General features: G+C 68.1%; 21 protein-coding genes and 1 tRNA gene. 13 read left to right on the top strand and 9 right to left on the bottom strand.

Going from position 1 to position 25,790, the window contains the following annotated elements; translation table 11 throughout:
- Positions 1 to 11: 11 nt before the first annotated feature.
- The 5 genes from DFQ15_RS14375 to dusB form a co-directional block, all read right to left on the bottom strand.
- Complete coding sequence (locus DFQ15_RS14375; protein ID WP_146228759.1) at positions 12 to 1,382, bottom strand: DUF6056 family protein; 1,371 nt, start codon at positions 1,380 to 1,382, stop codon at positions 12 to 14.
- Positions 1,375 to 1,902, bottom strand: coding sequence for a hypothetical protein (locus tag DFQ15_RS14370; RefSeq protein WP_110466640.1), 528 nt, complete (start codon positions 1,900 to 1,902; stop codon positions 1,375 to 1,377). Before DFQ15_RS14370 ends, DFQ15_RS14375 begins: the two co-directional genes overlap by 8 nt.
- Positions 1,902 to 3,515, bottom strand: coding sequence for a bifunctional phosphoribosylaminoimidazolecarboxamide formyltransferase/IMP cyclohydrolase (gene purH / locus DFQ15_RS14365; protein ID WP_110466639.1), 1,614 nt, complete (start codon positions 3,513 to 3,515; stop codon positions 1,902 to 1,904). The genes DFQ15_RS14370 and purH overlap by 1 nt, the downstream gene beginning before the upstream one ends.
- Positions 3,516 to 3,647: 132 nt before the next feature.
- A complete protein-coding gene (locus DFQ15_RS14360) occupies positions 3,648 to 3,884 on the bottom strand; it encodes a Fis family transcriptional regulator (RefSeq protein WP_055835055.1) in 237 nt (78 codons plus the stop codon).
- On the bottom strand, positions 3,881 to 4,972 hold the full coding sequence (gene dusB / locus DFQ15_RS14355) for a tRNA dihydrouridine synthase DusB (protein ID WP_110466638.1): 1,092 nt from the start codon (positions 4,970 to 4,972) through the stop codon (positions 3,881 to 3,883). Before dusB ends, DFQ15_RS14360 begins: the two co-directional genes overlap by 4 nt.
- Positions 4,973 to 5,095: 123 nt before the next feature.
- Here dusB and DFQ15_RS14350 point away from each other — a divergent pair, with 123 nt between their 5' ends.
- Entirely contained in the window at positions 5,096 to 5,566 is a 471-nt protein-coding gene (locus DFQ15_RS14350) for a YqaA family protein (protein WP_110466637.1), read from the top strand.
- Positions 5,567 to 5,737: 171 nt separating this feature from the next.
- Here DFQ15_RS14350 and DFQ15_RS14345 read toward each other — a convergent pair whose 3' ends face one another.
- The 4 genes from DFQ15_RS14345 to ychF all read right to left on the bottom strand — a co-directional run bounded on the left by DFQ15_RS14345 (position 5,738) and on the right by ychF (position 9,250).
- Positions 5,738 to 6,427: a glutathione S-transferase gene (locus DFQ15_RS14345; protein ID WP_110466636.1), complete on the bottom strand. Its 690-nt coding sequence runs from the start codon at positions 6,425 to 6,427 to the stop codon at positions 5,738 to 5,740.
- Positions 6,428 to 6,510: 83 nt separating this feature from the next.
- Positions 6,511 to 7,059 carry a hypothetical protein gene (locus tag DFQ15_RS14340; protein ID WP_110466635.1) on the bottom strand — a complete coding sequence of 183 codons (549 nt, stop codon included), beginning with the start codon at positions 7,057 to 7,059 and terminating at the stop codon, positions 6,511 to 6,513.
- Positions 7,056 to 8,069, bottom strand: coding sequence for an ATP-binding protein (locus DFQ15_RS14335; protein ID WP_110466634.1), 1,014 nt, complete (start codon positions 8,067 to 8,069; stop codon positions 7,056 to 7,058). Before DFQ15_RS14335 ends, DFQ15_RS14340 begins: the two co-directional genes overlap by 4 nt.
- Positions 8,070 to 8,158: 89 nt before the next feature.
- The gene (gene ychF, locus DFQ15_RS14330) at positions 8,159 to 9,250 is read right to left on the bottom strand and encodes a redox-regulated ATPase YchF (protein ID WP_110466633.1); all 1,092 of its coding nucleotides are present in this window, start codon (positions 9,248 to 9,250) and stop codon (positions 8,159 to 8,161) included.
- 220 nt (positions 9,251 to 9,470) lie between these two features.
- On the opposite strand from ychF, the gene DFQ15_RS14325 reads away from it, so the two are divergent.
- The 12 genes from DFQ15_RS14325 to DFQ15_RS14270 all read left to right on the top strand — a co-directional run bounded on the left by DFQ15_RS14325 (position 9,471) and on the right by DFQ15_RS14270 (position 25,586).
- Complete coding sequence (locus DFQ15_RS14325) at positions 9,471 to 10,424, top strand: sugar ABC transporter substrate-binding protein (RefSeq protein WP_110466632.1); 954 nt, start codon at positions 9,471 to 9,473, stop codon at positions 10,422 to 10,424.
- Between the two features lie 28 nt (positions 10,425 to 10,452).
- Positions 10,453 to 12,039, top strand: a complete 1,587-nt coding sequence (locus DFQ15_RS14320; RefSeq protein WP_110466631.1) for a sugar ABC transporter ATP-binding protein — start codon at positions 10,453 to 10,455, stop codon at positions 12,037 to 12,039.
- A complete protein-coding gene (locus tag DFQ15_RS14315) occupies positions 12,036 to 13,037 on the top strand; it encodes an ABC transporter permease (protein WP_110466630.1) in 1,002 nt (333 codons plus the stop codon). The genes DFQ15_RS14320 and DFQ15_RS14315 overlap by 4 nt, the downstream gene beginning before the upstream one ends.
- Positions 13,038 to 13,050: 13 nt before the next feature.
- Complete coding sequence (locus tag DFQ15_RS14310; RefSeq protein ID WP_110466629.1) at positions 13,051 to 14,097, top strand: LacI family DNA-binding transcriptional regulator; 1,047 nt, start codon at positions 13,051 to 13,053, stop codon at positions 14,095 to 14,097.
- Positions 14,098 to 14,189: 92 nt separating this feature from the next.
- Entirely contained in the window at positions 14,190 to 15,089 is a 900-nt protein-coding gene (gene rbsK, locus DFQ15_RS14305) for a ribokinase (RefSeq protein ID WP_110466666.1), read from the top strand.
- Positions 15,086 to 15,484 (top strand): D-ribose pyranase, encoded by a 399-nt coding sequence (rbsD, locus tag DFQ15_RS14300; RefSeq protein ID WP_110466628.1) that lies wholly within the window; start codon positions 15,086 to 15,088, stop codon positions 15,482 to 15,484. The genes rbsK and rbsD overlap by 4 nt, the downstream gene beginning before the upstream one ends.
- A 136-nt stretch (positions 15,485 to 15,620) precedes the next feature.
- On the top strand, positions 15,621 to 16,784 hold the full coding sequence (locus DFQ15_RS14295) for an FAD-dependent monooxygenase (protein WP_110466665.1): 1,164 nt from the start codon (positions 15,621 to 15,623) through the stop codon (positions 16,782 to 16,784).
- A gap of 73 nt (positions 16,785 to 16,857) precedes the next feature.
- Entirely contained in the window at positions 16,858 to 17,580 is a 723-nt protein-coding gene (locus DFQ15_RS14290) for a DsbC family protein (RefSeq protein ID WP_374941032.1), read from the top strand.
- A 69-nt stretch (positions 17,581 to 17,649) separates the two neighbouring features.
- Complete coding sequence (locus DFQ15_RS14285; protein ID WP_110466627.1) at positions 17,650 to 19,461, top strand: M61 family metallopeptidase; 1,812 nt, start codon at positions 17,650 to 17,652, stop codon at positions 19,459 to 19,461.
- A gap of 59 nt (positions 19,462 to 19,520) precedes the next feature.
- Positions 19,521 to 20,300, top strand: a complete 780-nt coding sequence (locus DFQ15_RS14280) for an enoyl-CoA hydratase (protein WP_110466626.1) — start codon at positions 19,521 to 19,523, stop codon at positions 20,298 to 20,300.
- A 42-nt stretch (positions 20,301 to 20,342) separates the two neighbouring features.
- Positions 20,343 to 20,419 (top strand) — tRNA-Met (locus tag DFQ15_RS14275).
- Between the two features lie 349 nt (positions 20,420 to 20,768).
- On the top strand, positions 20,769 to 25,586 hold the full coding sequence (locus DFQ15_RS14270; protein WP_146228757.1) for a hypothetical protein: 4,818 nt from the start codon (positions 20,769 to 20,771) through the stop codon (positions 25,584 to 25,586).
- Positions 25,587 to 25,790: the final 204 nt, after the last annotated feature.

The raw sequence follows: 25,790 nt of genomic DNA, 5'->3' as shown, positions 1-25,790 counted from the left end.
TTGGCTCTCGCTCAGGACATGCCGATCGCAGCGCGGATGCCGACCCCTGCCAAGGGCAGCGCCGTCAGCAGCAACAGCCAGCGTACGTCGCGATGGGGCAACTGCACCATCACCGCACAGAGCAGCACCAGGCTCAGCATGTCCTGGAAGAAGAAGATGCGCGGGCCCGAGGCATAGAGCGAGGGCGACATGCCCACCATCGCCGTCGAGCAGATGCCCGCGGTCCACAGCAGCGGTGCCAGGCCCCGGCCCCAGCGGGCATCGGTGGCCAGCGCACGGTACAAGCCCATTCCGATGCAAAGGGTGCCGATGCAACAGAACAGGAAGTGCAGGTAGAGCATCGGCTCGACCGCATTGCCAGCCAAGCCGATCCAGAACTCCTCGAACCGGTCGCGGCCGGTGCTGCCGGCCGGGAAGTTGGCGATGTCCAGCAGCCGGGTGGCCTCGGTGCGGCCCGGACCGATCAGCTGCGCCGCCAGCGGCAGCGAGAACATCAGCACCGGCGCGACCGCCAGGGCCCGGTCGATCGGATCGCGGCTCCGCAGCCACACCACGCCCAGCAGCGCGACCGCCAGCAGGAAGGTCACGGGATTGCCCGCGGCGAACACATGGCCGAAGGCGAGCTGCAAGCCCGAGAACACCCTCTCGACCATGTCGAGCTGCAGGTACTGCGGAAACCAGTAGGTGGTGTGCACGCCGAACCGGGCACTGGTGCCGGGCGCCAGCAACACGGTGATCAAAGACACCGAGCCCACCGCCATCTGCAACACGTGCCAGGCCCGCAGCCGGCCCTGCCGCCGCCACAGCCAGACCGCCAGCACCGTCTCCAGCCCCAGCAACAGCAGGCCCACCTGTTCGTGGTTGCAGGCATACACGGCGGCAGGCAGTGTCAGCAGGAAGGCCCGGCGCGGCAGGTCGGGCCGCACGAACGGCAGCAAAGCCACCGCCGCCAGCGCCAGCGGCCAGGCGTAGTTGAACGATCCGGTCATCCACCAGAACGCGGGCCGGGCCACCTCGGCATCGATCAGGAACAGGCCGGCGCAGAGCATCGCCATCTGCAGCGGCCGGCGCACAGCGCCCAGGTAGTATGCCAGCATGCCGAAGAGCAACGTGGTCATCGCGGTGGTGCACAGGCGCCAGAGCGTGACCGACTGCACCATCGCGACGGTGGTCGCATCGATCAGGAAGCGGCCCGACCAGATCTGGTAGCGGTGAGCGACGTACTCGAACAGACGTTTGTCGCGCAGCGCGTCGCGATACATCATGTCGTCGCCGACGCGCAGGCCCTGGGTCCAGGCGATGGCAAGCACCACCAGCACGAACAGCACGAAGACCATACGCGCGGCGCGCTCGGCCGTGATCATCGAAGCGAACTTAACCATGGTCTTGCAGCGACAGGCCGGTGTCGAAGGTGTGCACGGTGCCGTCGCGCTCGAAGCGCAGGTAGATGCGGGTGAACCCGCGGTCGGAGGTGCGGCGGCGGCGCACCGCGGCCTCGAACGTACGGGCCGGTGCCGAGTGGTTCTCGCCGGGCTCGCCGGGAAGGGGCGCGCCGAGCGGCATGCGGGTCTGCAGCAGCCGTGCGGCGCCGGTTCCCGGCGCCACCAGCAGGATCTGCAGCCGGGCCGCGCGGGCCGAGGGGATCCCCGGCCCCTCGATCCAGCCGCGGATGCGGTAGCTCCGGCCCCCGCCCTGCAGGAAGCGGTGGTCGATGCCGAAGCGCACGCCCTCGGGCACCGGGCCGGCCCGCACCGCGTCGGCCGCCAGGGCGGTGGAGGTGCGGGATTCGCGGGCATAGAGCAGGCCGACGGCGGCGCTCGGCAGCACCACGCAGGCGCCGAGCTTGGCCAGCCCGACGAACAGGACCCGCCGTGGCAAGGGCGCGGGCGCGGGCGGTGCCATCAGTGGCGGAAGTGCCGGACGCCGCTGAACACCATCGCCACGCCGCGCTCGTCGGCGGCGTCGATGACTTCCTGGTCCCGCATGCTGCCGCCGGGCTGGATCACGCAGGTGGCACCCGCGTCGACCACCACGTCGAGGCCGTCGCGGAACGGAAAGAACGCATCGCTCGCCACCGCGGTGCCGGCCAGCGACAGGCCGGCGTGCCGGGCCTTGATGCTGGCGATGCGGGCCGAGTCGAGCCGACTCATCTGGCCGGCGCCCACGCCCATCGTCATGCCGTCCTTGCAGAAGACGATCGCGTTGCTCTTGACGAACTTGGCGACCTTCCAGGCGAAGAGCAAGTCCTGGAGCTGCTGCGGCGTCGGCTGGGTTTTGGTGACCACCTTCAGGTCGGCCAACGCCAGCTCGTGGTGGTCGGCGCTCTGCACCAGCAGGCCCGAGCCGATGCGCTTGACGTCCTGCGCGTTCTGGCCGCGCGACCAGGCGGTGGCGCCGTCGCGCTGCACGCCGTCGAGCGAGATCTCGAGGATGCGGACGTTGGCCTTGCCTTTGAAGACCTCCATCGCCTCGGGCGTGACCGAGGGCGCCATCAGCACCTCGACGAACTGCTTGACCACCTCGCGCGCGGCCGCCGCGTCCAGCGGCCGGTTGAAAGCGATGATGCCGCCGAAAGCCGAGGTCGGATCGGTCTTGAAGGCCTTGGAGTACGCCTCCAGCGGATCGGCGCCGGTCGCCACGCCGCAGGGGTTGGCGTGCTTGACGATCACGCAGGCCGCGGCCTGCGCGGGGTCGCATCCTGCTCCCGTGTCGAAGCTCTTGACGCATTCCCAGGCGGCGTCGGCGTCGGCGATGTTGTTGTAGCTCAGTTCCTTGCCCTGCAGCTGCTTGGCCAGCACCAGGGAGCCGGGCGCGGGATACAGGTCGCGGTAGAAGGCGGCCTGCTGGTGCGGGTTCTCGCCGTAGCGCAGGTCCTGGAGCTTGACGAAGCCCGTATTGCTCTGCGCGGGGAAGGCGCTCGGCGTGCCGTCGGCCTGCAGGGACGAGAGGTAGTTGCTGATCGCCGCGTCGTACTGCGCGATGCGGTTGAAGGCGGCGACCGACAGCGCGAACTTGTGGTTGGCGGTGAGGGTGCCGAGCAGTTTCATCTCTTCGATCACCCGCTCGTACTGGACAGCGTCGGTGACGACGCCCACGTCCTTCCAGTTCTTGGCCGCGCTGCGCACCATCGCCGGGCCGCCGATGTCGATGTTCTCGATCGCGTCGTCCAGCGTGCAGCCGTGTTTGGCGACGGTCGCCTCGAACGGGTAGAGGTTCACCACCAGCAGGTCGATCGTGTCGATACCGTGGGCCTGCAGCGCCGCCATGTGCTCGGGCAGGTCGCGGCGGGCCAGCAGGCCGCCGTGCACCTTGGGATGCAGGGTCTTCACCCGTCCGTCGAGCATCTCGGGGAATCCGGTGACCTCGGCCACCTCGGTGACCGGCAGGCCTTCCTCGGCCAGGAGCTGGGCGGTGCCGCCGGTGGAGAGCAGGCGGATGCCGAGCGCGTGCAGAGCACGGGCGAAATCGACGATGCCTGTCTTGTCGGAGACGGAGAGCAGTGCGGTCAGGGACATGGAATTCTCAGAAATTCAGAATCGGGAAAAGGCTTTTCAGGTGTACCGCGGATCCGGCTCCGCCGGGCCGCCGGTACCGCCCCCTGCAAGGGGGTGGGCGAAGACACGCAGTGCGCAGCCTGGGGGTGTGCTTTATTTCAGCAGGTTGTGCTCGACCAGCTTCTTGCGCAGGGTGTTGCGGTTCAGGCCCAGCCAGTCGGCGGCGCGCGACTGGTTGTGAGCGGCTTCGGACATCACCACTTCCAGCAGCGGCTTCTCCATCACCTGGATCAGCATGTCGTACATGCCGTGCGGCTGTTCGCCGCCCAGGTCGCGGAAGTAGCCCGTCAGGCTGTCCCGTATGCATTCCTCGATATGTTGCTTGCTCATGGCCTGTGCGCTTCTTGTACCGGTGTGTTGTTGTTCCACGGCGCGCTGGCGGGCGCCGTTTCTTCTCCGTCCACCGCCGGGGCGGCCGCGGTGGCGGGCATACGGTCGGCGGTGGCTGCCAGTGCGTCGAAATAGTCGGCCACCGAGGCCCACTGGCTGGCGGAGTCGTCCAGCAGGTGCATCCGGGCGCGGAAATCCTCGGCACCGGGCAGACCACGCACGTACCATCCGATGTGCTTGCGGGCGCTGCGCACGCCGGTCGCCTCGCCGTACAGGCCGTAGTGGTCCTGCAGGTGGTCCAGCAGCAAACGCCGCACCTCGGCCACCAACGGCGGTGCCAGGTGCTCGCCCGTCTCCAGGAAGTGGCCGATCTCGCGGAAGATCCACGGTCGGCCCTGCGCCGCGCGGCCGACCATGATCGCGTCGGCCCCTGTGGCGGCCAGCACGTCGCGGGCCTTCTCGGGAGTGTCGATGTCGCCGTTGGCGACCACCGGAATCCTCACCGCGGCCTTGACGGCGGCGATGGTGTCGTATTCGGCATGCCCGGTGTAGCCCTGCTCGCGGGTGCGGCCGTGCACGGTGAGCATCTGCACGCCGGCCGATTCGGCGGCCCGGGCGATGGAGACCGCGTTCTTCTGCGCCCGGCACCAGCCGGTACGCATCTTGAGGGTGACCGGCACACCGTGCGGCGCCGCGGCGGACACCACCGCCGAGACGATCTCGAGCGCCAGCGGCTCGTCCTGCATCAGGGCCGAGCCGGCCCACTTGTTGCAAACTTTCTTGGCCGGGCAGCCCATGTTGATGTCGATGATCTGGGCGCCGCGGTCGATGTTGTAGGCGGCGGCGTCGGCCATCATCCGCGCGTCGGTGCCGGCGATCTGCACCGCGATCGGGGCGCCCTCGCCTTCGTGGTTGGCCCGGCGCGAAGTCTTGAGGCTGGCCCACAGGTCGCGCCGCGAGGTGACCATCTCGCTGACCGCATAACCCGCGCCGAGCGACTTGCAGAGCATGCGGAACGGCCGGTCGGTCACGCCCGCCATCGGTGCGACAAACAGACGGTTCGGCAGGGAAATGGAGCCGATCTGCATGGCGTGCAAGGGTGGTGGGCGGAGTGGGCTGGGGCGGGGGAGGCGTGATTCTAGCTGCCTAAATTTTCGGCAGCCGGAATGCGGTTACATGCCCGCGTCGGGGACTGGCGATACTCGGCGGCGATGCAAGCCTGGCTCGATTCCGTCCTCCAACTCCTCGCCCTTCCCGAGTTCGGCCTGAGCACGCTCTTCGTGGCGTCCTTCATCTCGGCGACGCTGCTGCCGATAGGCTCCGAGCCGGTGCTGTTCGGCCTGCTCAAGCTCAATCCGGACATGTTCTGGCAGGCCATCTTCGTGGCGAGCGCCGGCAACACGCTGGGCGGCGCGCTCGACTGGTGGCTGGGCTACGGCGCGCACAAGGTGGCCGACAAATACGCTCACTCGAAGCACCACACCCGGGTGCTGGGCTGGCTGGAGCGGATGGGTCCCAAGGCCTGCCTGCTGAGCTGGCTGCCGATCGTGGGCGACCCGCTGTGCGCGGTGGCGGGCTGGCTGCGGATGCCGTTCCGGCCGTGCCTGTTCTACATGGCGATCGGCAAGTTCCTGCGCTACCTGACGATGACGGCGGCGCTGCTCTACGTCTTTCCCTCATGATGCTACGTTTTCGATAGCATGTGGTCGGCGCGTTGCGCCGGCTACAGGACTTATTCGTCCGAATGCCGGCGCCTGCCGACAGACGCGGCGACTGCAGCCCGACGAAACCCTATCGCTACCGTTTCCATAGCTAGAGGTCGTTGTCCTGTGCCGGCTGGCGGCAGATTCGACTCAGGTTTTCGCCTGGCCGCCGATCAGCGCATACGGCCCGCCTCGCTCCAGCGCCCGGTGGTACGCAGGCCGGGCGTGGATGCGCTGCATCCAGTCCATCAGCCGCGGCCAGCTCGCATCCAGCCCGCCGCGCGCGGCCGCTGCCTCCACCGGAAAGCTCATCTGGATGTCGGCACCGCTGAAATCCTCGCCGGCGAACCAAGCGCTGCGGCCCAGCTCGCCCTCCAGGTAGTCGAGGTGCTGGCGGATCTGCGGCATGACGAAGGTCGACTTCGCCTTGCCCGCGATCGCCTTGACCACCGGCCGGACGAAGAAGGGCACCGGCGTGGTCTCGATCCGGTCGAACACCAGCTTCAGCAGCAGCGGCGGCATGGCAGAGCCCTCGGCGTAGTGCAGCCAGTACCGGTAGCGCTGGAAATCCACCGTGCCCGGCGGCGGCGAGAACGCGCCCGCGCCGTGCCGCTCGATCAGCGTCTCGACGATCGCGCCCGATTCGGCCAGCGGGCTGCCGCCTTCGATGGTGACCACCGGCGACTTGCCCAGCGGATGCACCGCCCGCAGCGCCGGGGGCGCCAGCATCGTCTTCGAGTCGCGCGCATAGCGTACCACCTCGTAGGGCAGCCCCAGCTCCTCCATGAGCCAGAGCACGCGTTGCGAGCGGGAGTTTTCGAGATGGTGGACGGTGATCATCCGGGCAGTATTCCATGCCCAAGGCCGGCCCGCCCCAATCGGCGCCAGAGTGTGGAATCCGATAGACGCAGTCTGCTGCGGAGTCAGTTCGCGCCGCCGGCAGCCCGCATTGGCAAAATCAGGCCGTGCCGCTGTGCCCCCTCATGGTTCAGCACGACGACAGATAGGGGAGGCAGTGCCCACGTTTTCACCACCGGCTTCAAGGCCTGCTCCAGAGCACTCTTCAGCGGTGGTAACCACTCCGGCTTGTGTCCCTCAATGACCAATACAAATTTGAATCCGTGTGTCCGCACATCGAATGTTTTGAACGCCTCTGGAAGTTCATCTTCCGCTGCAGGATGCCGTCGAAGACAAGCGGCTACGGCGAGAAGAAAACCGTTGGTGAGCTTGTTGCGGATCTCGTCGATAAACTTTCCAAAATTGGGTTGGGTTTTCGGCCTCGGGCTGCTGGACTTGGCCTCGACCACCCATACGGTAGGCCCCTGTTGCTGCTGTCTCAGCAACAGGAATTCGGCCATTTGCACGCCTTCCTGAACATCCTTGTAGCACTTGCTCTTCTCCACGTAAAAGCACTGCCCCGCCGGATAGGGACCGAATGTCATCCCTGATTCGATGATGGCGGCGGTGGTCATTTCAGCGCCAGTTCGACTTCTTGGGTGTAGAGGCGGATCGACTCGGCGATGATCGGATTGTCCGGCATGCCGTTCTTCAGATCGTCACGGATCCAAGCGCCGCCATCGGCGGAAATCACCGGAATGGACCAATCGCGCTCCTGGGCCAGGAGAAACAACTTTTTAACCACGAAATAAGAATGGCTGGCCATGAAGAACTGGATACCACGTTCGGCCAGCAGCGCCACGATATCCAAAAGCTGCGAAATGGCGATGGGGTGAAGGGCGGACTCGGGCTCGTCAATCAGCACGACCGACTGGGTGCTGAGATAGCGGTTGCCAAGCAAGGTATCGAGGATGGCGATCTTCTTGATGCCTTCCGCCGTAACGCCAATAGGAAACTTGTGACGCCCTTTGCTGAAAAGCCAGCGTCCGGAGGCGTCGTCGTATTCGATCACACCACCCAGGATGTCCTTAAGTTTTCGTCGTGATTGCGAAAACTCAGCAAAGTTGCGTCCCTTGCTGGTCGAGATGCGAAGCGCTTTGGCGAGGTCGAAATAGGTGTCGTCGAAACCGAAAGACTTGTCCTGCTCCCGCGACTTCAGAATGATTTGGTGCAGTGATAGCACCTCTTTGGCCGGAAGGAAGACCGAATTGCTGGCTCGAGGTAGCACGTGGTTCTCGACGCTGGAAATCTGTTTGGTCGTGTCTTTTCCAAAATGGTAGGAGAACCCTTTTTTGTCGATAGTGAGCGAACTCGACAATGGCGCGTCGGCTCCTTTGCTCACCAGATCGCCGATTTTTTCAGCCTGGAAAGTCCAATACAGCTTTTCCCACAGAATCTCGGAAATCGACCGCTGTTCATCGCCGCGCTTGTATTCTTCCAAAGTGCGCAGACTGCTGTAGATCGCCTTCAGCAGGAAAGTTTTGCCACTGCCATTGCCACCGATGACCAAGTTGATCTTGCCCAACCCCGACCAGTGAATGCTTGAAAGAGGCCCGAAGTTTTCGAGCTTGATCTGATTGATCATGTCCCATCACCTCCATCGGTCAATTGGTCGCGGGCGCCTGCTCGGCCACGAGGGCCACCGTGCAAGCGCGGCGGTCCCGGCGGCGCGCATCAGACGTTGAACAGGAAGTTCATCACGTCGCCGTCCTTGACGACATACTCCTTGCCTTCGGAGCGCATCTTGCCGGCGTCCTTGGCGCCCTGCTCGCCCTTGAAGGCGATGTAGTCGTCGTAGGCGATGGTCTGGGCGCGGATGTAGCCGCGCTCGAAGTCGCCGTGGATCACGCCGGCGGCCTGGGGGCCGGTATCGCCGATGCGGATGGTCCAGGCGCGGACTTCCTTCACGCCGGCGGTGAAGTAGGTCTGCAGGCCGAGCAGCTTGAAGGCGGCGCGGATCAGGCGGTTCAGACCCGGCTCCTCCTGGCCGATCTCGGCGAGGAACATGGTCTTGTCCTCGTCGTCCATCTCGGACAGGTCGGCCTCGATCTTGGCGCAGATCGCGACCACCGGGGCGCCCTGTTTGGCGGCGTAGTCGCGCAGCCGGTCGAGGTAGGGGTTGTTCTCGAAGCCGTCCTCGGCCACGTTGCCGACGAACATCGCCGGCTTGGCGGTGATGAGGGTGAACGACTTCACCAGCGGCTGCTCTTCCTTCGTGAACTCCAGCGCGCGCACCGGCGTGTTCTCGTTGAGGGCGGCCTGGCATTTCTCCAGCAGCGCGACCAGCTTGATCGCCTCCTTGTCGCCCGAGCGGGCGGTCTTGGTGTGGCGGTGCAGCGCCTTCTCGACCGTGGCCAGGTCGGCCAGGCACAGCTCGGTCTGGATCACCTCGATGTCGGAGATCGGGTCGACCTTGCCGGCGACGTGAATCACGTTCTCGTCGTCGAAGCAGCGCACCACGTTGACGGTGGCGTCGGTCTCGCGGATGTGGGCGAGGAACTTGTTGCCCAGGCCCTCGCCGGTGCTGGCGCCGGCCACCAGGCCCGCGATGTCGACGAACTCGACGATCGCCGGGACGACGCGCTCGGGCTGGACGATCTCGCTCAGGGCCGCCAGGCGCGGGTCGGGCACCTCGACCACGCCGACATTGGGCTCGATGGTGCAGAACGGATAGTTCTCCGCCGCGATGCCCGCCTTGGTCAGCGCGTTGAAAAGGGTGGATTTACCGACGTTGGGCAGGCCGACGATGCCGCATTGCAAACTCATGGGAAGGGTCCTCTGGTCAACCGGCGATTTTAGGCGGGAGCCGCCGCCCCGCCGTGCGGAGGGTACGGAACAGGCGACAGGCCCCGCGCCCGCGTGCCTCCGACCTCGGGTTTCACCCGATCCGAAAACCGCCCGCAAACGTTTTCCTCCTTTAATATCCGCGCCCCGCGCCCCGCGCCGTCGAAACGGCCGCCGTTCCACCACCGAAGGAGACACGCACATGCCAATCACCCGCCGCAGCCTGCAGAGCGCCGCCGCACTCGCTCTCCTCGGCAGCCTCGCCGCCGTGCCCGCCTTCGCCCAGGACAAGCCGAAGGTGGCGCTGGTGATGAAGTCGCTGGCCAACGAGTTCTTCCGCACGATGGAAGACGGCGCCAAGGCGCACCAGAAGGCCCACGCCGCCCAGTACACCCTGGTCACCAACGGCATCAAGGACGAGACCGACACCGCCGCCCAGATCAAGATGGTCGAGCAGATGGTGGCCCAGAAGATCAACGCGCTGGTGATCGCGCCGGCCGATTCCAAGGCCCTGGTGCCGGTGATCAAGGCGGCGATCGACAAGGGCATCCTGGTGGTCAACATCGACAACCGCCTCGACGGCGCGGCCCTTCGGGAAAAGAACATCGTCGTGCCCTTCGTCGGCCCCGACAACCGGGCCGGCGCCCAGCTGGTCGGCGACTTCCTGGCCAAGGGCCTGAAGTCGGGCGACAAGGTCGGCATCATCGAAGGCGTCTCGACCACTTTCAACGCCCAGCAGCGCACCCTCGGCTACCAGGACGCGATGAAGGTGGCCGGCGTGACCGTCGTCGGCGTGCAGTCGGGCCAGTGGGAGATCGAAAAGGGCAACACGGTGGCCGCCGGCATGCTGCGCGAGCATCCCGACCTGAAGGCGCTGCTGGCCGGCAACGACAGCATGGCGCTCGGCGCGGTGGCGGCGGTCAAGGCGTCGGGCAAGACCGGCAAGGTGCAGGTCGTCGGCTACGACAACATCAACGCGGTCAAGCCGATGTTGAAGGACGGCCGCCTGCTGGCCACGGCCGACCAGTTCGCCGCCAAACAGGCGGCGTTCGGCATCGAGACCGCTCTGAAGGCGATCGCCGAGAAGAAGCCGCAGTCGGCCATGCCCGCCGAGGTGAAGACCGACGTGGTGCTGGTCACCGGCGACGTCAAGTAAGACGACCCGCGACCGCACCGCTCCACCGATGGCCCACCCACCGCTCTCCGGCGACGCGCAGGCCGGCCGGCCCGCGCTGCTGGCCTTCCACGGCATCGGCAAGGACTACGCCGCCTCGGTGCTCGACGGCATCAGCCTGGCGCTGCAGGCCGGCGAGGTGCTGGCGCTCACCGGCGAGAACGGCGCGGGCAAGAGCACGCTCTCCAAGATCCTCTGCGGCCTGACCACGCCGACGCGCGGCTACATGCAGCTAGGCGGGGAATCCTTCGCGCCGATGTCGCGCCGCGAGGCCGAGGCCCGCGGCGTACGCATGGTGATGCAGGAGCTGGGCCTGGTGCCGACGCTCTCGGTCGCCGAGAACCTGCTGCTCGACCGGCTGCCGCATCGCCTGGGCTGGCTGAGCCGCACCGCGCTGCACGACGCGGCGCGGCTGCAGCTCGACAAGATCGGATTGGCGCACATCGACCCGGGCACGCCGGTCTCGCGCCTGGGCATCGGCCAGCAGCAGATGGTGGAGATCGCCCGCAACCTGCTGGACGACACCCGGGTGCTGGTGCTGGACGAGCCCACCGCGATGCTGACGCTGCGCGAGACCGACTACCTGTTCGAGCAGATCGCGCGGCTCGCGTCGCGCGGCGTCGCCATCGTCTACGTGTCGCACCGGCTGGAAGAACTGCAGCGCATCGCCGACCGGGTGGCGGTGCTGCGCGACGGCCGCCTGGTCGACGTGCGGCCGATGGCCGGCGTTCAGGAGGCCGCGCTGGTCGAGCGCATGGTGGGCCGCGCGGTGCACGAGCACGACGGCCGACCCCGCCGCACCGCCGGCCCGGTGCTGCTGCGCGCCCGCGGCCTGGGCCGGGCGCAGGCGGTGCGCGATGTCGATATCGACCTGCACGCCGGCGAGGTGATGGGCATCGCCGGCCTGGTCGGCTCGGGCCGGACCGAGCTGGTGCGGCTGCTCTTCGGCGCCGACGCCGCCGACCGCGGCCGCATCGAACTCTGCTGGCCCGAAGCACCGCAGCCTGCGGCCCGCACCGGCCGCTGGCGCTCGCCGATGCAGGCGATCCGCGCCGGCATCGGCCTGGTCACCGAAGACCGCAAGTCGCAGGGGCTTCTGCTGCCGCAGTCGATCCGGGTCAACGCCACGCTGAGCGACCTGGGCGCTGTGGCCCGCGGCGGCTGGCTGCGCCGGGCGCACGAGCGCGGCATCGCCCGGCGGCTGGTGAAGGCGCTGCGCATCCGCTCCCGCAGCGAAGAGCAGAGCGTCGCCACGCTCAGCGGCGGCAACCAGCAGAAGGTCGTCTTCGCCCGCTGGCTGCACCGCGAATGCCGCGTGCTGCTGCTGGACGAGCCCACCCGCGGCGTGGACGTGGGCGCCCGCGCCGACCTGTATGCCGAGTTCGACCGCATGACCGATGCGGGCCGTGCCCTGCTGATGGTGTCGAGCGACCTGCGCGAGCTGATGGCCCTGTGCGACCGAATCGGCGTGATGCACGCCGGCCGCCTGGTCGCGGTCTTCGAGCGGGGCCGGTGGGACCAGCAGTCGCTTCTGGCCGCCGCCTTCGGCGAGGGCGGCCCCACCGCCCCGAACCCTTCTCTTTCGACAGCACCATGACCACGCCCACCCCTGCACCTTCTCCGGCCAACGCGGCACCGGCCGCCGGCCCGCTGCGCGGCCAGCTCGGCACCTATGTCGGCCTGACCGTGGTGCTGCTCGGCATGGTCGCGCTCTTCGGCAGCCTGAGCGAATACTTCCTCACCCGCGAGACCTTCGTCACCATCGCCAACGAGATCCCGGCCCTGGCCGTCATGGCGGTGGGGATGACCTTCGTGCTGATCATCGCGGGTATCGACCTGTCGGTGGGCTCGGTGCTGGCGCTGAGCGCGGCCGTGACCGCCGCGGCGATCCTGCAGTGGAAGCTCTCGGTGCCGGCCGCCGCAGCGCTGGGCCTGGCCACCGGCCTGCTCTGCGGCGCGGTCACCGGCGCGGTGTCGGTGGCGTGGCGGCTGCCGAGCTTCATCGTGTCGCTGGGCATGCTGGAAGCGGTGCGCGGCGGCGCCTACCTGGTGACCGATTCGCGCACCCAGTACGTGGGCGACGCCATCTCGGGCCTGGCGGCACCGTGGATCGGCGGCATCTCGGTCGCTTTCCTGCTCGCGCTGCTGCTGGTGGTGGTGGGCCAGCTGGTGCTGTCGCGCACCGTCTTCGGCCGCTACGTGGTCGGCATCGGCACCAACGAAGAGGCGATGCGGCTGGCCGGCGTCGATCCGCGGCCGATCCGGATCGCGGTATTCGCGATCACCGGGCTGCTCGCCGGACTGGCGGGCCTGATGCAGTCGGCCCGGCTGGAGGCGGCCGACCCGAACGCCGGCGTCGGCATCGAGCTGCAGGTGATCGCGGCCGTGGTCATCGGCGGCACCAGCCTGATGGGCGGGCGCGGTTCGGTGGTCAACACCTTCTTCGGCGTGCTGATCATCGCGGTGTTGGAGGCGGGCCTGGCCCAAGTCGGCGCCAGCGAGCCGAGCAAGCGGATCATCACCGGCGCGGTGATCGTGGTGGCGGTGATTTTCGACACCGTGCGCCAGCGCCGCGCCGACCGCCGGCTAGCCTGAGCGGGGCACGCCGATGGCCACGATCAAGGACGTCGCGCTGCAGGCACGGGTGTCGGTCACCACCGTCTCGCACGTGGTCAACGGCACCCGCCGTGTCAGCGCCGAAGGCCGGGCCCGGGTGGAGCAGGCGATCCGTGCCCTCGGCTATGTGCCGAGCGCGGTGGCCCGCAGCCTGAAGAGCAACACCACCGCCACGCTCGGCATGCTGATCCCCAACAGTTCCAACCCCTACTTCGCCGAGATCGTGCGGGCGGTGGAAGACCGCTGCTTCGGCGCCGGCTACACGCTGCTGCTGTGCAACACAGACGACGAGCCGCACCGCCAGAGCGTGTACCTGCAGGTGCTGGCAGAGCGCCGCATCGACGGCTTGGTGGTCGTCTCGACCGGCGACGACGATTCGCTGGTGCGGCAGCTCGACGGCCTGCGCATGCCCACGGTGCTGGTCGACCGCGAGATCGCCGACCCCCATTGCGACCTGGTCGAGACCGCCCACCTCCAGGGCGGCCTGCTGGCGGTGCGCCACCTGCTGTCCCTGGGCCACCGGCGCATCGCCTGCATCGGCGGCCCGCCGGGCCTCACGCCCAGCGAGCAACGGATCGACGGCTGGCGCACGGCGCTGGCCGAGGGCGACGCGCCGCAGACCGCCGACGAATCGCTGCTGTGGCGCGGCGGATTCAACAGCCAGGGCGGCTACGAGGCGACGCAGGCTTTGCTGCGCGCCGCGCGGCGGCCCACCGCCGTGTTCGTCTGCAACGACTTGATGGCGATCGGCGCACTGCGCGCGGCCCATGAAGCGGGCGTGCCGGTGCCGGAGGCGCTGTCGGTCGTCGGCTTCGACGACATCGAGCTGGCGGCCTTCATCAGCCCGCCGCTCACCACCGTCGCCCAGCCCAAGAGCGACATCGGCGCACTGGCGGTCGACATGCTGCTGGAGCGCATCGGCGGCCACCGCCGCGAGGCGCGCAAGATGATGCTGCGGCCCGCGTTGCGGGTGCGCGCCTCGACCGCGCCGTGCGCGCAACGGTCCGGCACTGACACGCCGTCCGCGCTCCGTTCCTGAATCTTTTTCCTCAGCCGAGCCCGCGTCAAGTGTCCGACACCGCTTCTCTCCTTCGCCTGCCGCCCGCCATCGTGGTGGTCGGCAGCCTCAACATGGACTTGGTGCTGCGGGTGCCGCATGCGCCGGGCGCGGGCGAAACCCTGATCGGCCGCTCGATCGCCAGCCTGCCCGGCGGCAAGGGCGCCAACCAGGCCGTCGGCTGCGCACGCCAGGGCGCGCGGGTGCGGATGGTCGGCTGCGTCGGTACCGACGCCCACGGCCAGGCCCTGCGCCACGCGCTGGAGCAGGACGGCATCGACACCGCCGGCCTGCAGGCGGTCGACACCGTGCCGACCGGCACCGCGCTGGTGATGGTGGAGGACGACGGCCAGAACCGGATCGTGGTGGTACCGGGCGCCAACGATCGCGTGCGCATCGACGCCGCGGCCCTGGCACGCCAGCTGGAAGGTGCGGCGTTTCTGGTCGCCCAGTTCGAGACGCCGCTGGACCAGGTGGCTCTGGCGATCGGCGTGGCGCACCGCGCCGGCTGCAAGGTACTGCTGAACCCGTCGCCGGTGCAACCCGTCGACGACGCGCTGTGGCCGCAGATCGACACGCTGGTCGTCAACGAAATGGAGGCATGCGCCCTCAGCGGCCAGCCGACCGACGCCCTGCCGCAGGTGGCGGCGGCAGCCCAGGCACTGCGTGCCCGGGGCGTGGCCCGCGTCGTCGTCACGCTGGGTGCCCGGGGCGCCGTGGCGGCGGATGCGGCCGGTGCGCGCCACCATCCGGCGCCCGTCGTAAAAGCCGTCGATACCACTGCGGCCGGAGACACCTTCCTCGGGGCACTCGCTACCGCCCTCGGCGAAAGCCAGCCGCTGGACGACGCGGTGCGCCTGGGCATCCGCGCCGCCGCGATCTGCATCACCCGGCCCGGTGCGCAACCGTCGATTCCGCTGCGCGACGCCGTGCTGCGCAGCCCCCTGCCTCCCGACTGGACCCTGCTGCGGTGAAACGTTCCCTGCTGCTGCATGCCGACCTCTCCCGGGTGATCGCCGCGCTGGGCCATGGCGACATGGTCGTCATCGGCGATGCAGGCCTGCCGATCCCCGACGGGCCGCGGCGCATCGACCTGGCACTGACGCCGGGCATCCCGCGCGTCGCGGACGTGTTGCGCGTCGTGCTGTCCGAGATGCAGGTCGAGCGCGCCCTGCTGGCACGCGAGGCGCTGGACCGCTGCACGCCCGGCGCGCTGCCGCCTTGGTGCGACGGCATGCTGCCGGTGGTGCCCGAGACAGTCTCGCACGCCCGGCTCAAGCGGTTGTGCGCCCGTGCCCGGGCCGTGGTGCGCACCGGCGAGTGCACGCCCTACGCCAACATCGTGCTCTGCGCCGGTGTGACCTTCTGACCGGCGCCTGACCGCCGCCCGGATGCATCTCCCGGGCTCCCCCCGTCCGCTCGCGACGGCGCGGCGCGGCCGCCGCGACCGGCTTGCGCCCCGCAGCCCGACATTCGACCGCCCTGCCCTCCCTACAATGGGCCGCATGGCTCCTCCTCTCGATGTCTGTATCCGTGGCGCCGGCGTGGTGGGCAGCACCCTGGCGCTGCTGCTGGCGCGCGACCGCCTGCGCGTGGGCTTGGTCGCACAGCCGGCTTCCGCCGCGACGGCCTCTCCTGACATTCCCGACGTGCGGGCCTACGCGATCAACGATGCGTCGCGGCAGCTGCTCCAGTCGCTGCGCGGTTGGCCCGACGCGGTGTCCTGCACCGCGGTCTCGGGCATGCAGGTCTTCGGCGACGACGGCGGCGCGGTGCGCTTCGATGCCGCTGCGCAGAAGGTCGATGCGCTGGCCTGGATCGTCGACGTGCCGGCGCTGGAGGCCCGGCTGGCCGACGCGGTGCGGTTCCAGCCGCTGGTCGAGGTGATGGATGCGCCACGCTCCGCGGCGCTGACTGCGGTCTGCGAAGGACGCGCCAGCGTCACCCGCGAGGATTTCGGCGTGACCTTCGCATCCACGCCCTATCCCCAGCGGGCGATCGCGGCGCGGCTGCGCTGCGAGCAACCGCACGGCGGCATCGCCCGCCAATGGTTCCTCCGCGACGGCATCCTTGCGCTGCTGCCGATGGGCGGCGCGCGGGGCCACACCGTCGCCCTGGTGTGGTCGGTGGACACGGCCCGCGCGCCGGAGCTGCTGGCACTCGACGATGCCGCTTTCGCCACCGAGCTGGAAGCCCGCAGCGGCAAGGCGCTCGGCACGTTGATACTGCAGAGCCCGCGCAGCGACTGGCCCCTGCAACTGGCCCGCGCCGACCGCTGGTGCGGCCGGCTGCCGACCGACGGCTCCGCGGCCCGCACGACGACCGCCGGCCCGCGCAGCTGGGTGCTGGCCGGCGACGCCGCCCACACGGTGCACCCGCTGGCGGGCCAGGGCCTGAACATCGGCTTGGCCGACGCCACCGAACTGGCCCGGGTGCTGCAGGCTCGCGACTACTGGCGCAGCCCCGGCGACCTGCGGCTGCTGCGCCAGTACGAGCGGGCCCGCCGCTCGGCGCTGCTGCCGATGGGCCTGGCGACCGATGGTTTGCAGCAGCTCTTCTCGCAGCAAGGCCCGCCCTGGCAGACGCTGCGCAACTGGGGCATGCGCGGCTTCGACGCCAGCGGCCCGGTCAAATCCTGGCTCACCCAGCGGGCGATGGGAACACTGTGAACCTATTGCGGCACGGCGCACTCCCACTGCGCAAGCCCTGCCCCCCACAACGTCGCGCTTTCCGGAGAATCCTGTGAACCTGTCCCGCCCCCTTTCGATCTGCACCCTGGCCTTCGGTGCACTGCTGGCCACCACCGGGGTGCATGCCCAGGAGTCGGTGATCCGCAAGAACCTGGCGGCCCGCGTGCCGCAGCTGCAGAACATCGACGAGGTACGCAAGAGCGCGATGCCCGGCCTGTACGAAGTCCGCATGGGCACCGATATCTTCTACACCGACGCCAAGGGCGACTACGTGCTGCACGGCGAGATGCTCGACACGCGCGGGCGCAAGAATCTCACCGAAGAACGGGTCAACAAGATCACCGCGGTCGACTTCGACGACCTGCCCGCCCGCGACGCGTTCAAGATCGTGCGCGGCAAGGGCGAGCGCAAGCTGGCCGTGTTCGAAGATCCCAACTGCGGCTACTGCAAGCGCTTCGAGAAAGAGCTGCAGACGATCGACAACGTGACGATCTACATGTACCTCTACCCGATCCTCGGCGCCGATTCGGTAGACAAAGCCAACCGCCTGTGGTGCGCCAAGGACCAGGGCCGCGCCTGGCAGGATCACATGCTCGAACAGAAGCCGATCACCGCCGCGGCCGGCTGCGACACCGGCGCCGTGAGCCGCAACGTGGCCTTCGGCCGCAAGCTCAAGATCACCGGCACGCCCACCCTGGTCTTCGCGGACGGCACCCGGGTACCCGGCGCGATCGACGCCAAGCAGATCGAGCAGCGCCTGGCCGCCACGCGCTGAGCGCGCCCTATACGCCTCTGCTGCGGCTTGGCCGCAGCTTCTCTCGCCGACACCGTCCGCCCCCACGCAATGCCGCCACTGTCCTCCGCCCTGCCCCCTGTGCACTACCGTGTCGAGGCCGCCGACCTGCACGCCCATTTGTTCAGGGTCACGCTGACGGTGGACGCGCCCGCAGCGCTGCAGCGGGTGTCGCTGCCGGTGTGGACCCCCGGCAGCTACCTGGTGCGCGAATTCGCCCGCCATCTGCAGAAGCTGACCGCTGCGCAGAACGGCTCGGGCCTGGCGGTCGAACAACTGGACAAATGCAGCTGGCAAATCGCCTGCACTGCGGGTGCGCCGCTGGTGCTGACGTACGAGGTCTATGCGTACGACCACTCGGTGCGCGCCTGCTGGCTCGACAGCCGCCGCGGCTTCTTCAACGGCACCGGCCTGTGCCTGCGGGTCGAGGGCCAGGAAGATACGCCACACGCGGTGGAACTGGCGGCATCGCCCGCGATGAAAGGCTGGTCGGCCGCAACCGCCCTGCGCCCGCACACGGTGGATGCCCACGGCTTCGGCACCTACCGAGCCGATGGCTACGACACCCTGGCCGACAGCCCGGTGGAACTGGGCCTCTTCTGGAGCGGCGACTTCGTGGCCGGCGGCGTGCCGCACCGCTTCGTCGTGGCGGGTGCAGCGCCCAGCTTCGACGGCGCACGGCTGCTCACCGACGTACAGCGCATCTGCGAAACCCAGATAGCCTTCTGGCACGCCGACGGCAGCGCCGCGCCGCACGACCGGTACGTCTTCATGCTCAACGCGGTGGACGACGGGTACGGCGGCCTGGAGCATCGCCACAGCACCGCCCTGATCTGCAACCGCCGCGACCTGCCGCGCGTGGGCGAACCCAAACGGTCCGATGGCTACACCACCCTGCTGGGCTTGATCAGCCACGAATACTTCCACACCTGGAACGTCAAGCGTCTGCGGCCGTCGGAGTTCGCCGCCTACGACTACCGCCAGGAGAACTACACCGGGCTGCTCTGGTTCTTCGAAGGCTTCACCAGCTACTACGACGACCTGCTGCTGCGCCGCGCCGGCCTGCTGGACGATGCGGGTTACCTGCGGCTGCTCAACAAGACGATCAACCAGGTGTTGCAGACGCCCGGCCGCCAGGTGCAATCGGTGGCACAGGCCAGCTTCGACGCCTGGGTCAAGTACTACCGCCAGGACGAGAACACCCCCAACGCCACTGTCAGCTACTACACCAAGGGCGCGCTGGTCGCCTTGTGCCTGGACCTGACCCTGCGCGGCGATACGGCGCACGCCCTGGATAGCGCGGTCCCGTCGCTGGACGACGTGATGCGCCGCCTGTGGCAGCGCTGCGCGGCCGGCCCGATGCAGGAGGCCGATGTCCTGGTCGTGCTGGAGGCCGTCGCCGGCCGCAGCCTGGCGCCGGAAATCGCCGCCTGGGTGCACGGCACCGACGAGCTGCCCCTGACGGCGCTGTTGCAGGCGCACGGGGTCGAGATGCTGGCCGACCCGTCGCAGCCGGCGCAGCGCCTGGGGCTGCGGGTGGCCGAGACCGCCGGCATCCAGGTCAAGGCGGTGCTGCGCGGCGGCGCGGCCGAGGCGGCGGGCTTCGCGGCCGGCGACGAGTGGCTGGGCATCGACGTGGGCGGCGAAGCCTGGCGCCTCGCCAAGCTCGAAGACCTCTCGCTCTACCTGGGCGCCGAGCGCCGGTGCACCGCCTGGGTCGCCCGCGACCGCCGGATGATGAAGCTGCCGCTGGAACTGCCCGCGGCCGACACCACCGCCCGCCTGGTGGCACGCGATCCGGCCCGGCTCGCCGCCTGGCTCTCGTCGGCCGATGCCGCGTCCGCCTGCGCTTCCACCCCCTGACGGCGAGCCGGGCCCGACATTTCCTTGCCATCCCCCAACCCATAAGAGGAGACAAGCGCATGGCTTACGAAACGATCCAGGTGCGCACCGAAGCCGAGAAGGTCGGCATCGTGATGCTGAACCGCCCCCAGCAGCTCAATGCCCTGAGCGATCAGTTGATGGACGAACTGGGCGAGGCGCTCGACGCTTTCGCCGCCGACAGCGCCATCGGCTGCATCGTCATCACCGGCAGCGAAAGGGCCTTCGCCGCAGGCGCCGACATCGCCGCGATGGCCAAGTACGACTTCGCCCACGTCTACAAGAGCGACTACATCGGCCGCAACTGGGAGCGGATCCGCGGCATCCGCAAGCCGGTGATCGCGGCGGTGAGCGGCTTCGCGCTGGGCGGCGGCTGCGAACTGGCGATGATGTGCGACTTCATCATCGCGGCCGACAACGCCAAGTTCGGCCAGCCCGAGATCAAGATCGGCGTGATTCCCGGCGCCGGCGGCACCCAGCGCCTGCCGCGCGCGGTGGGCAAGAGCAAGGCGATGGACATGGCCCTCACCGGCCGCATGATGGACGCCGCCGAGGCGGAACGCTCGGGCCTGGTCAGCCGTGTGGTGCCCTGCGACAAGCTGATGGACGAAGTGCTGGGCGCCGCGCTGCAGATCTGCGCGTTCTCTCAGGTCGCCGCGATGGCCGCCAAGGAATCGGTCAACCGCGCATTCGAAAGCGGCCTGTCGGACGGCGTGATATTCGAGCGCCGCCTGTTTCACGCTCTCTTCGCGACCGCCGACCAGAAGGAAGGTATGGACGCCTTCGTCAACAAGCGCCCCCCCACCTTTACCAACGGCTGAGACCGCCGGGCAGCGCAACAAAGTTGCTATACTCGACGGCTTGGCGCTTTAGCTCAGTCGGTTAGAGCGATGGAATCATAATCCACAGGTCCGCGGTTCGAATCCGTGAAGCGCCACCAAGATCATGAAAGCCTTTTAAGTCAACGACTTAAAAGGCTTTTCCATTTGCAGGGCGCCATCCGCGGGTGCCATTTGGTGTCGATTTCCACACCTAGCCCGCCCTGGACCGCCCGTCCGATGAAACGATTGGAGAGCGGGGGCCGCAAGACGTGACCCTGCCGCCCGGCCGCACCGGTATGCGCCACGGTTAATCGGCCCGCTGTCCACAGCGCGGCGGGCACATGAACGTCTTGCGCTTCGCGGAACCAAACGGCGTCGCGCTTCGGCAAACGCCAGCGGCATCCGTATGTCTAGCCTCAGCACCCGCATCCGCTCCCCTGCCTGCACCCCTCAGATTGAAGTTTCGCCATGGTCATCTTGACGTCCATCAATCCCGCCGTGCCTTCCCAGGGCAAGGAAGAACTTCCACTCCCCGATACGCCCTCGTCGGCGGGATCCGGCAGGCTGCCTCAAAGTGAGGCCGGTAGAGTTTTGTCGCCCCTCGCGAGCCCCCCCGACAGCGGCGGGTCGTCGCCGCCGGGGACTTCCACCAGCGGGCATTCACGGCGCACGGACGTATCGGCCCTGAGCCATCTGTCGGCCTACGACTTCCTGCCCGGCCCATCGGGCACCGCGTCGCCGCAGCAGTCCATGTCCCCAATGCCGATCGAGGCACTCGAACGACTTTTTTCCCCTGGCAAAGGCATGAACACGCCTCCTTCGCCTGAGCGGCTGGCCCACCTCAAGAAGGACTACGGTGCAACCAGTGACGACATGGCGCGCTTCACCAGCCGCTTCGAAGCCCGGCTGGTGCCCACCGCCTCCGCCGGCCTACGTTTGCAAAGCCTCAACGACCACACCCACATTCTGAAATTGGTGGGGCATGGGCCCCACGGCATGACGATGGCGGAGCGCCTGCCGGTCGTGAGCGTGACGCTGCCCGGGGAGACCGCACCGCGCTACTTCATCAAGGGCTATGGCGACCGCCTGATCAAGCTAGCTGATCTGGAAACCCTGGACGCGGCGGACGGCCTGCTGGTGCAGCGCCTTCGTGCGGAATGCGACGATCCAGCGGACACGGCGCCTGAAACGGACCTGGAACGCGCAGCCGGCGGCATGCGGCGTCACACCGCCCCGGCGCGCGGCGACATGGAAACACCGCTGCGATCCGACATCAAGGCCTTGTCGATGGTCTCCGAACTGCATGCCCGCCGCTCGCAGGCCGAATCCGACGATCCGATCATGCAGGAACCCTGGAACCCGAGCGCCATGCCACTCGAAGCGCAGTGGTGGTCCACCCCGGAGACCGCCACCTTGCCCGGCTTCGGCCCCACCCTGCCCAACGGGCTCACTGCCCTCACCCCGCATGTCTACGGAACTGAGCGGATGTTCCTCATCACCAGTCTGGAGGGCTATGAGGAATTCCAGGGCCGCGCCACCCTGCCGCACGAACGTCCCCTCGCCCTGCGGGCGCAGACTGCGGGGGACCTGGAGCACCCGCCCTCGGCCGTGAACGTCGGCGGGCCGGTGTTGGCCAAGATCCGGGGCATCAACCAATGGGAGGTGGTAGGGCCGGACGATCTGACAGGCGTCAAGACAGCCAAGGGTGCACGGGCCTTCGAGGCACTGCGGGGCGTGCTGCACGCATGCTTGGGACAGGCCGCAGCGGACGCTTCGTCGAGCGCCACGTCGGCAAGGCCGGTGGTAATCCGATTCACCACGGACGACCAGGCCGTGCATGAACTGACCCTCAGCCACAAAGGCGTGCGCATGAAGCTGGTCCATCCGGTAGCCACAAGGGGCTATGGCGACAGCGCGGGCACGATGCAGGCCGGCCACGGCGTCGAGGCGGACATCGACGTCTACTCCTACGAAGGCCAGTTCAACGGCGTCCACGCAAGCAGATCCGGCACCGCCGAACCTGCGCTGGTCGTCTCGACCGGCGAGACCCTGCCTGCCGGCCCGCTGATCCGGCACGCCTCGTCTCTGCCGGACCAGGTGGCGCGTACCGCACGCATCGTGCTGCGGCTGATGAGTTCGCAGCCCGTCCTGGGCGTCAACAACGAACGCGCGCTGGACTGGATGGCTAACATCGGCGTCAAGGTGGCGACCAAGGTCGGGGTGGTGTGGGGATTCAACATGCTGGGTCGGATGGCGGCCGACAGCATCGGCGTGGCGGGCCTCAGCAGCCAAGGCGGTGGCGACATCGGTGTCGACACACTGGCCAAGGCGGTGAGCTGCATGGTGGTCTCGCAGGAAGCCACCACTTTCGCCATGCGGCAGTTCGGCCGCATGATGCCGACGCACTTCGGCTCGCCCGAGGGGCGACTGGGCAGGTTCGCCGTCAGAGGTCTGCTGCCCGGCTGCGAGGAGATGCTGCGGCTGTGCCTCAACATGGAACTGCAGAAATCCTTCGGCCTGAATCGCGGCAATGCGGGAGATGTGCTGTCGCTGGCCTGTGCTTCCGTCGCCAAGGGCGGTGTCGAATGGCTCAAGTCCCGCGCGGGCAACCCCGTTCACCATGCGGCGGCGCACCTTTCGCTCACCCTGCTCTACAACACCCTCTACAACTTGACGCGTGGCGTCTCGAACGCCTTCACGACGTCTGGCGGTGACGGACATCCCGCGGGCCGGCTCATCGGCGCCTCGTTGACGGCACGGCTCATCGGCCGGGCCGACACCTTGTACGAGCCGATGATGACCACGCTGCTCAACAGCGCGGGCGTGGTGGGCGAGAACGCCAGCGCATACGACCACCAGATGAGCCACGAAACCCAAGACATCGGCGTCTCGATGCTGGACCGTGCCATCACCGAACTCTCCAATACCACCACCCGGCTGTCCGGTCGCAAACTGGAAGAGAACCGAACGGCGATGATGATGCTGCTGACATTGCGAGAGGGCATGGAGGGCGTCCGGCAACACCTCAGCCGCTTCCCGCTGGAGCGCGATGCCGGCCGTTTCAGTGAGATCGGTTCGGAGTTGGCGGCGGTGCAGGATTCGATCCGACATGCCTCGCAGCCGATGGATCCGGACCGCGAGCGGGAAATGGACGAGAGGCTTCAGGAGAAGCTGGAATCGCTCATCGAGGCGACCGGTCCCGCTGCGGGGGCGTCGGACATCCAGCCCCTGCGGTACGACGTCGGCCTGCTCGACCCCAAGGACCGCGCCACCTTCGAGCACCAGAGCCAGGCCGCCCGCTACCTGTGGACAGCGCGCGGCGACAGCCCGCAAACCAGCCGGTTCCAGGAAGTCAACCTGGACTACAGCGGCCGGGGCCGGCCGGCGCACGCACGCGCACATCTGTTCCTCGACACCGCCAACGTGCCCCGCGACGCGACCACCTGGACCCGCCGTGGCCAGATGGCCGCATGGCCCACCACGGCGCTGATGGCCGCCGCGCCTGGCATCCATACGCCGCGCGGCGACACGGATCTGCCGCCAGTTTCCAGGCTGCTGCGGAAGCGCGCCACCTCGTCCGCGTTCCTCTACACCGTCGAGTCGGGCACGTTTCATTTGCCGCTGCGCTTCGACTACATCGGCCAGTTGCAATACCAGCCCATACGCGCCAACAGCAAGATCAGCGTTCCGCACATGGTGCTGACCGCCGCGGCCCACTCGCCCGACGGCAGCGATGGCCTGGTGGACCCCAGGGTGATCCTGGACGTGAACCTGGCAGCGCGATACGCGCCGAAGTATCCGGCCAACCTGGACAGGGCGGCCGTCACCGAGGCCGCCTACATACCGCCCGGCGGACAGACCCGCTTCGGCGCACCGGTCTCTGAGGGCCGGGCGCCCACCAAGGCCGTGACCGAAGGCGAGGTAGTCGCCCTCACCGAGATGTACTCCGCCACCACCTCGGGCCGTATGGCCGCCTATTTCGGCGCAGGCATCAACGCGGGCGCCCCCCGGGACCGAAGCCTGCGCATCCACGCCAAAATGCTCAGCGGCGTCAATTTCGCAAAAGTCAGCGACCTGGCGCAGGGCGAGGTGGTGTCGGTGCCGGGCATGCTGCTTCGCGTGCTGAAGATCGACCCCGATGCCGGCAAGGGCGCCGGGTCGGAGGCCCCGGGCAAGGACGTGCAGGACCTGGGTCAGGTCGTGTACTTCGAGCAGATCAATACCTACGAGTTTGAGAAGCGCTTTCACGCGATGAAGGGACCGAATCCCGTCTTGCCCGGGGAAGGCGATCAAGTCATGGAGCCTCGCTCCGGCCACCTGCTCAAGGCCACTGGCAACCCCGCTCAGGACGGGTGGGTATTCGACCTCGACGAAGACCGCTTCCGCCGCTTCGATGCACACAAGGACGCCGGCCGCCAAGTGCTCGAATGGACCAACAACAAGAGCTACTTTCTGGGTCGCGGGCTGGAGGACGAGCACCGTGCCGGCGAAAACGGTCCAGCCGAACGCTCGCGCTGGTTCTTTCCCTATAGCGGCGACCAGTCCATGCGTGCAATCAAGGAGGCCACGCATGCGGCCATTCTCGGCAAGGATCTGCTGGTCACCGAGGGGCTGCTGGACATCGCCACCGAGAACGTCCACCACGCCCATTTCCGAGAGGCCGGCGGTTATGCCGACACGCCGGAAGCTGCGCGGGAGCAGAAGCGCCGCGAGGCCGTGCGGGAAGCCGCCGCGCAGGTTTCCGCCCGCATCGGCGAGATGACGCTCTCCAGCCCGCTCAGCGTGCGCGATGCCGAGTCCTTCAGCTGGCTGCTGACCAGCCTGCTGCGCAAGCGGATCGAGCTGGTCACGCTCGATGACGCCGGCCACGCCCGGCGCCACACCTTCGACACCACCTACGACAAGATCGACCTGAAGCGGGAGGCGGAGCTGAGCGACCTCGCTGAGAAGCGCTACGAACCGGCCCACGTGATCGTCGTCTCGTCCGACGGAGTGCATGTCCAGCAGATCCGCGAAGGACAACGCGAGCTGGTGAAGATAGACGACGCCGAGGGCCCCACGCTGGGCGGCCTCGTCCATGCGGTAATCCGGCAGGCCTACCCCGAGGCGGGGCACTACACGGGTGTCCATGGCGACAACGGCAGCGGGGCCCGTTCGCTGCACCCCGACAGCACGGCCCTGCGCAGTGCGCGTGACATCCTGGACGCCATGAAGGATGCCGCCAAGGTGAGATACCTGCCTCTGCAGGCAGCACTCGTGAAGCAGTTCACCCCGCCCATCCTATGACCATGACCTCACACGTCCATGCCGACGAGGCACGCGCGATTAGGCATGCGGTGTCCGGATGCGTCGTCCGGGGCAGACTGCGTGTCAACGCCGATTTAAATCTGACCCGCTTCCCGTCGAATCGCCGAAGTAAATCTGACCCACCCGGGTCTTCTTCATTGCGCTGCTCGGACGCGTAGGGCGTAGCCCGAAGCGGCCGAGCAG

It is taken from the genome of Xylophilus ampelinus (assembly GCF_003217575.1).
Taxonomy (GTDB): Bacteria; Pseudomonadota; Gammaproteobacteria; order Burkholderiales; family Burkholderiaceae_C; genus Xylophilus; species Xylophilus ampelinus.
Note: the sequence above shows the minus strand (reverse complement) of the source record. Positions and strands in the feature narration are given on the sequence as shown.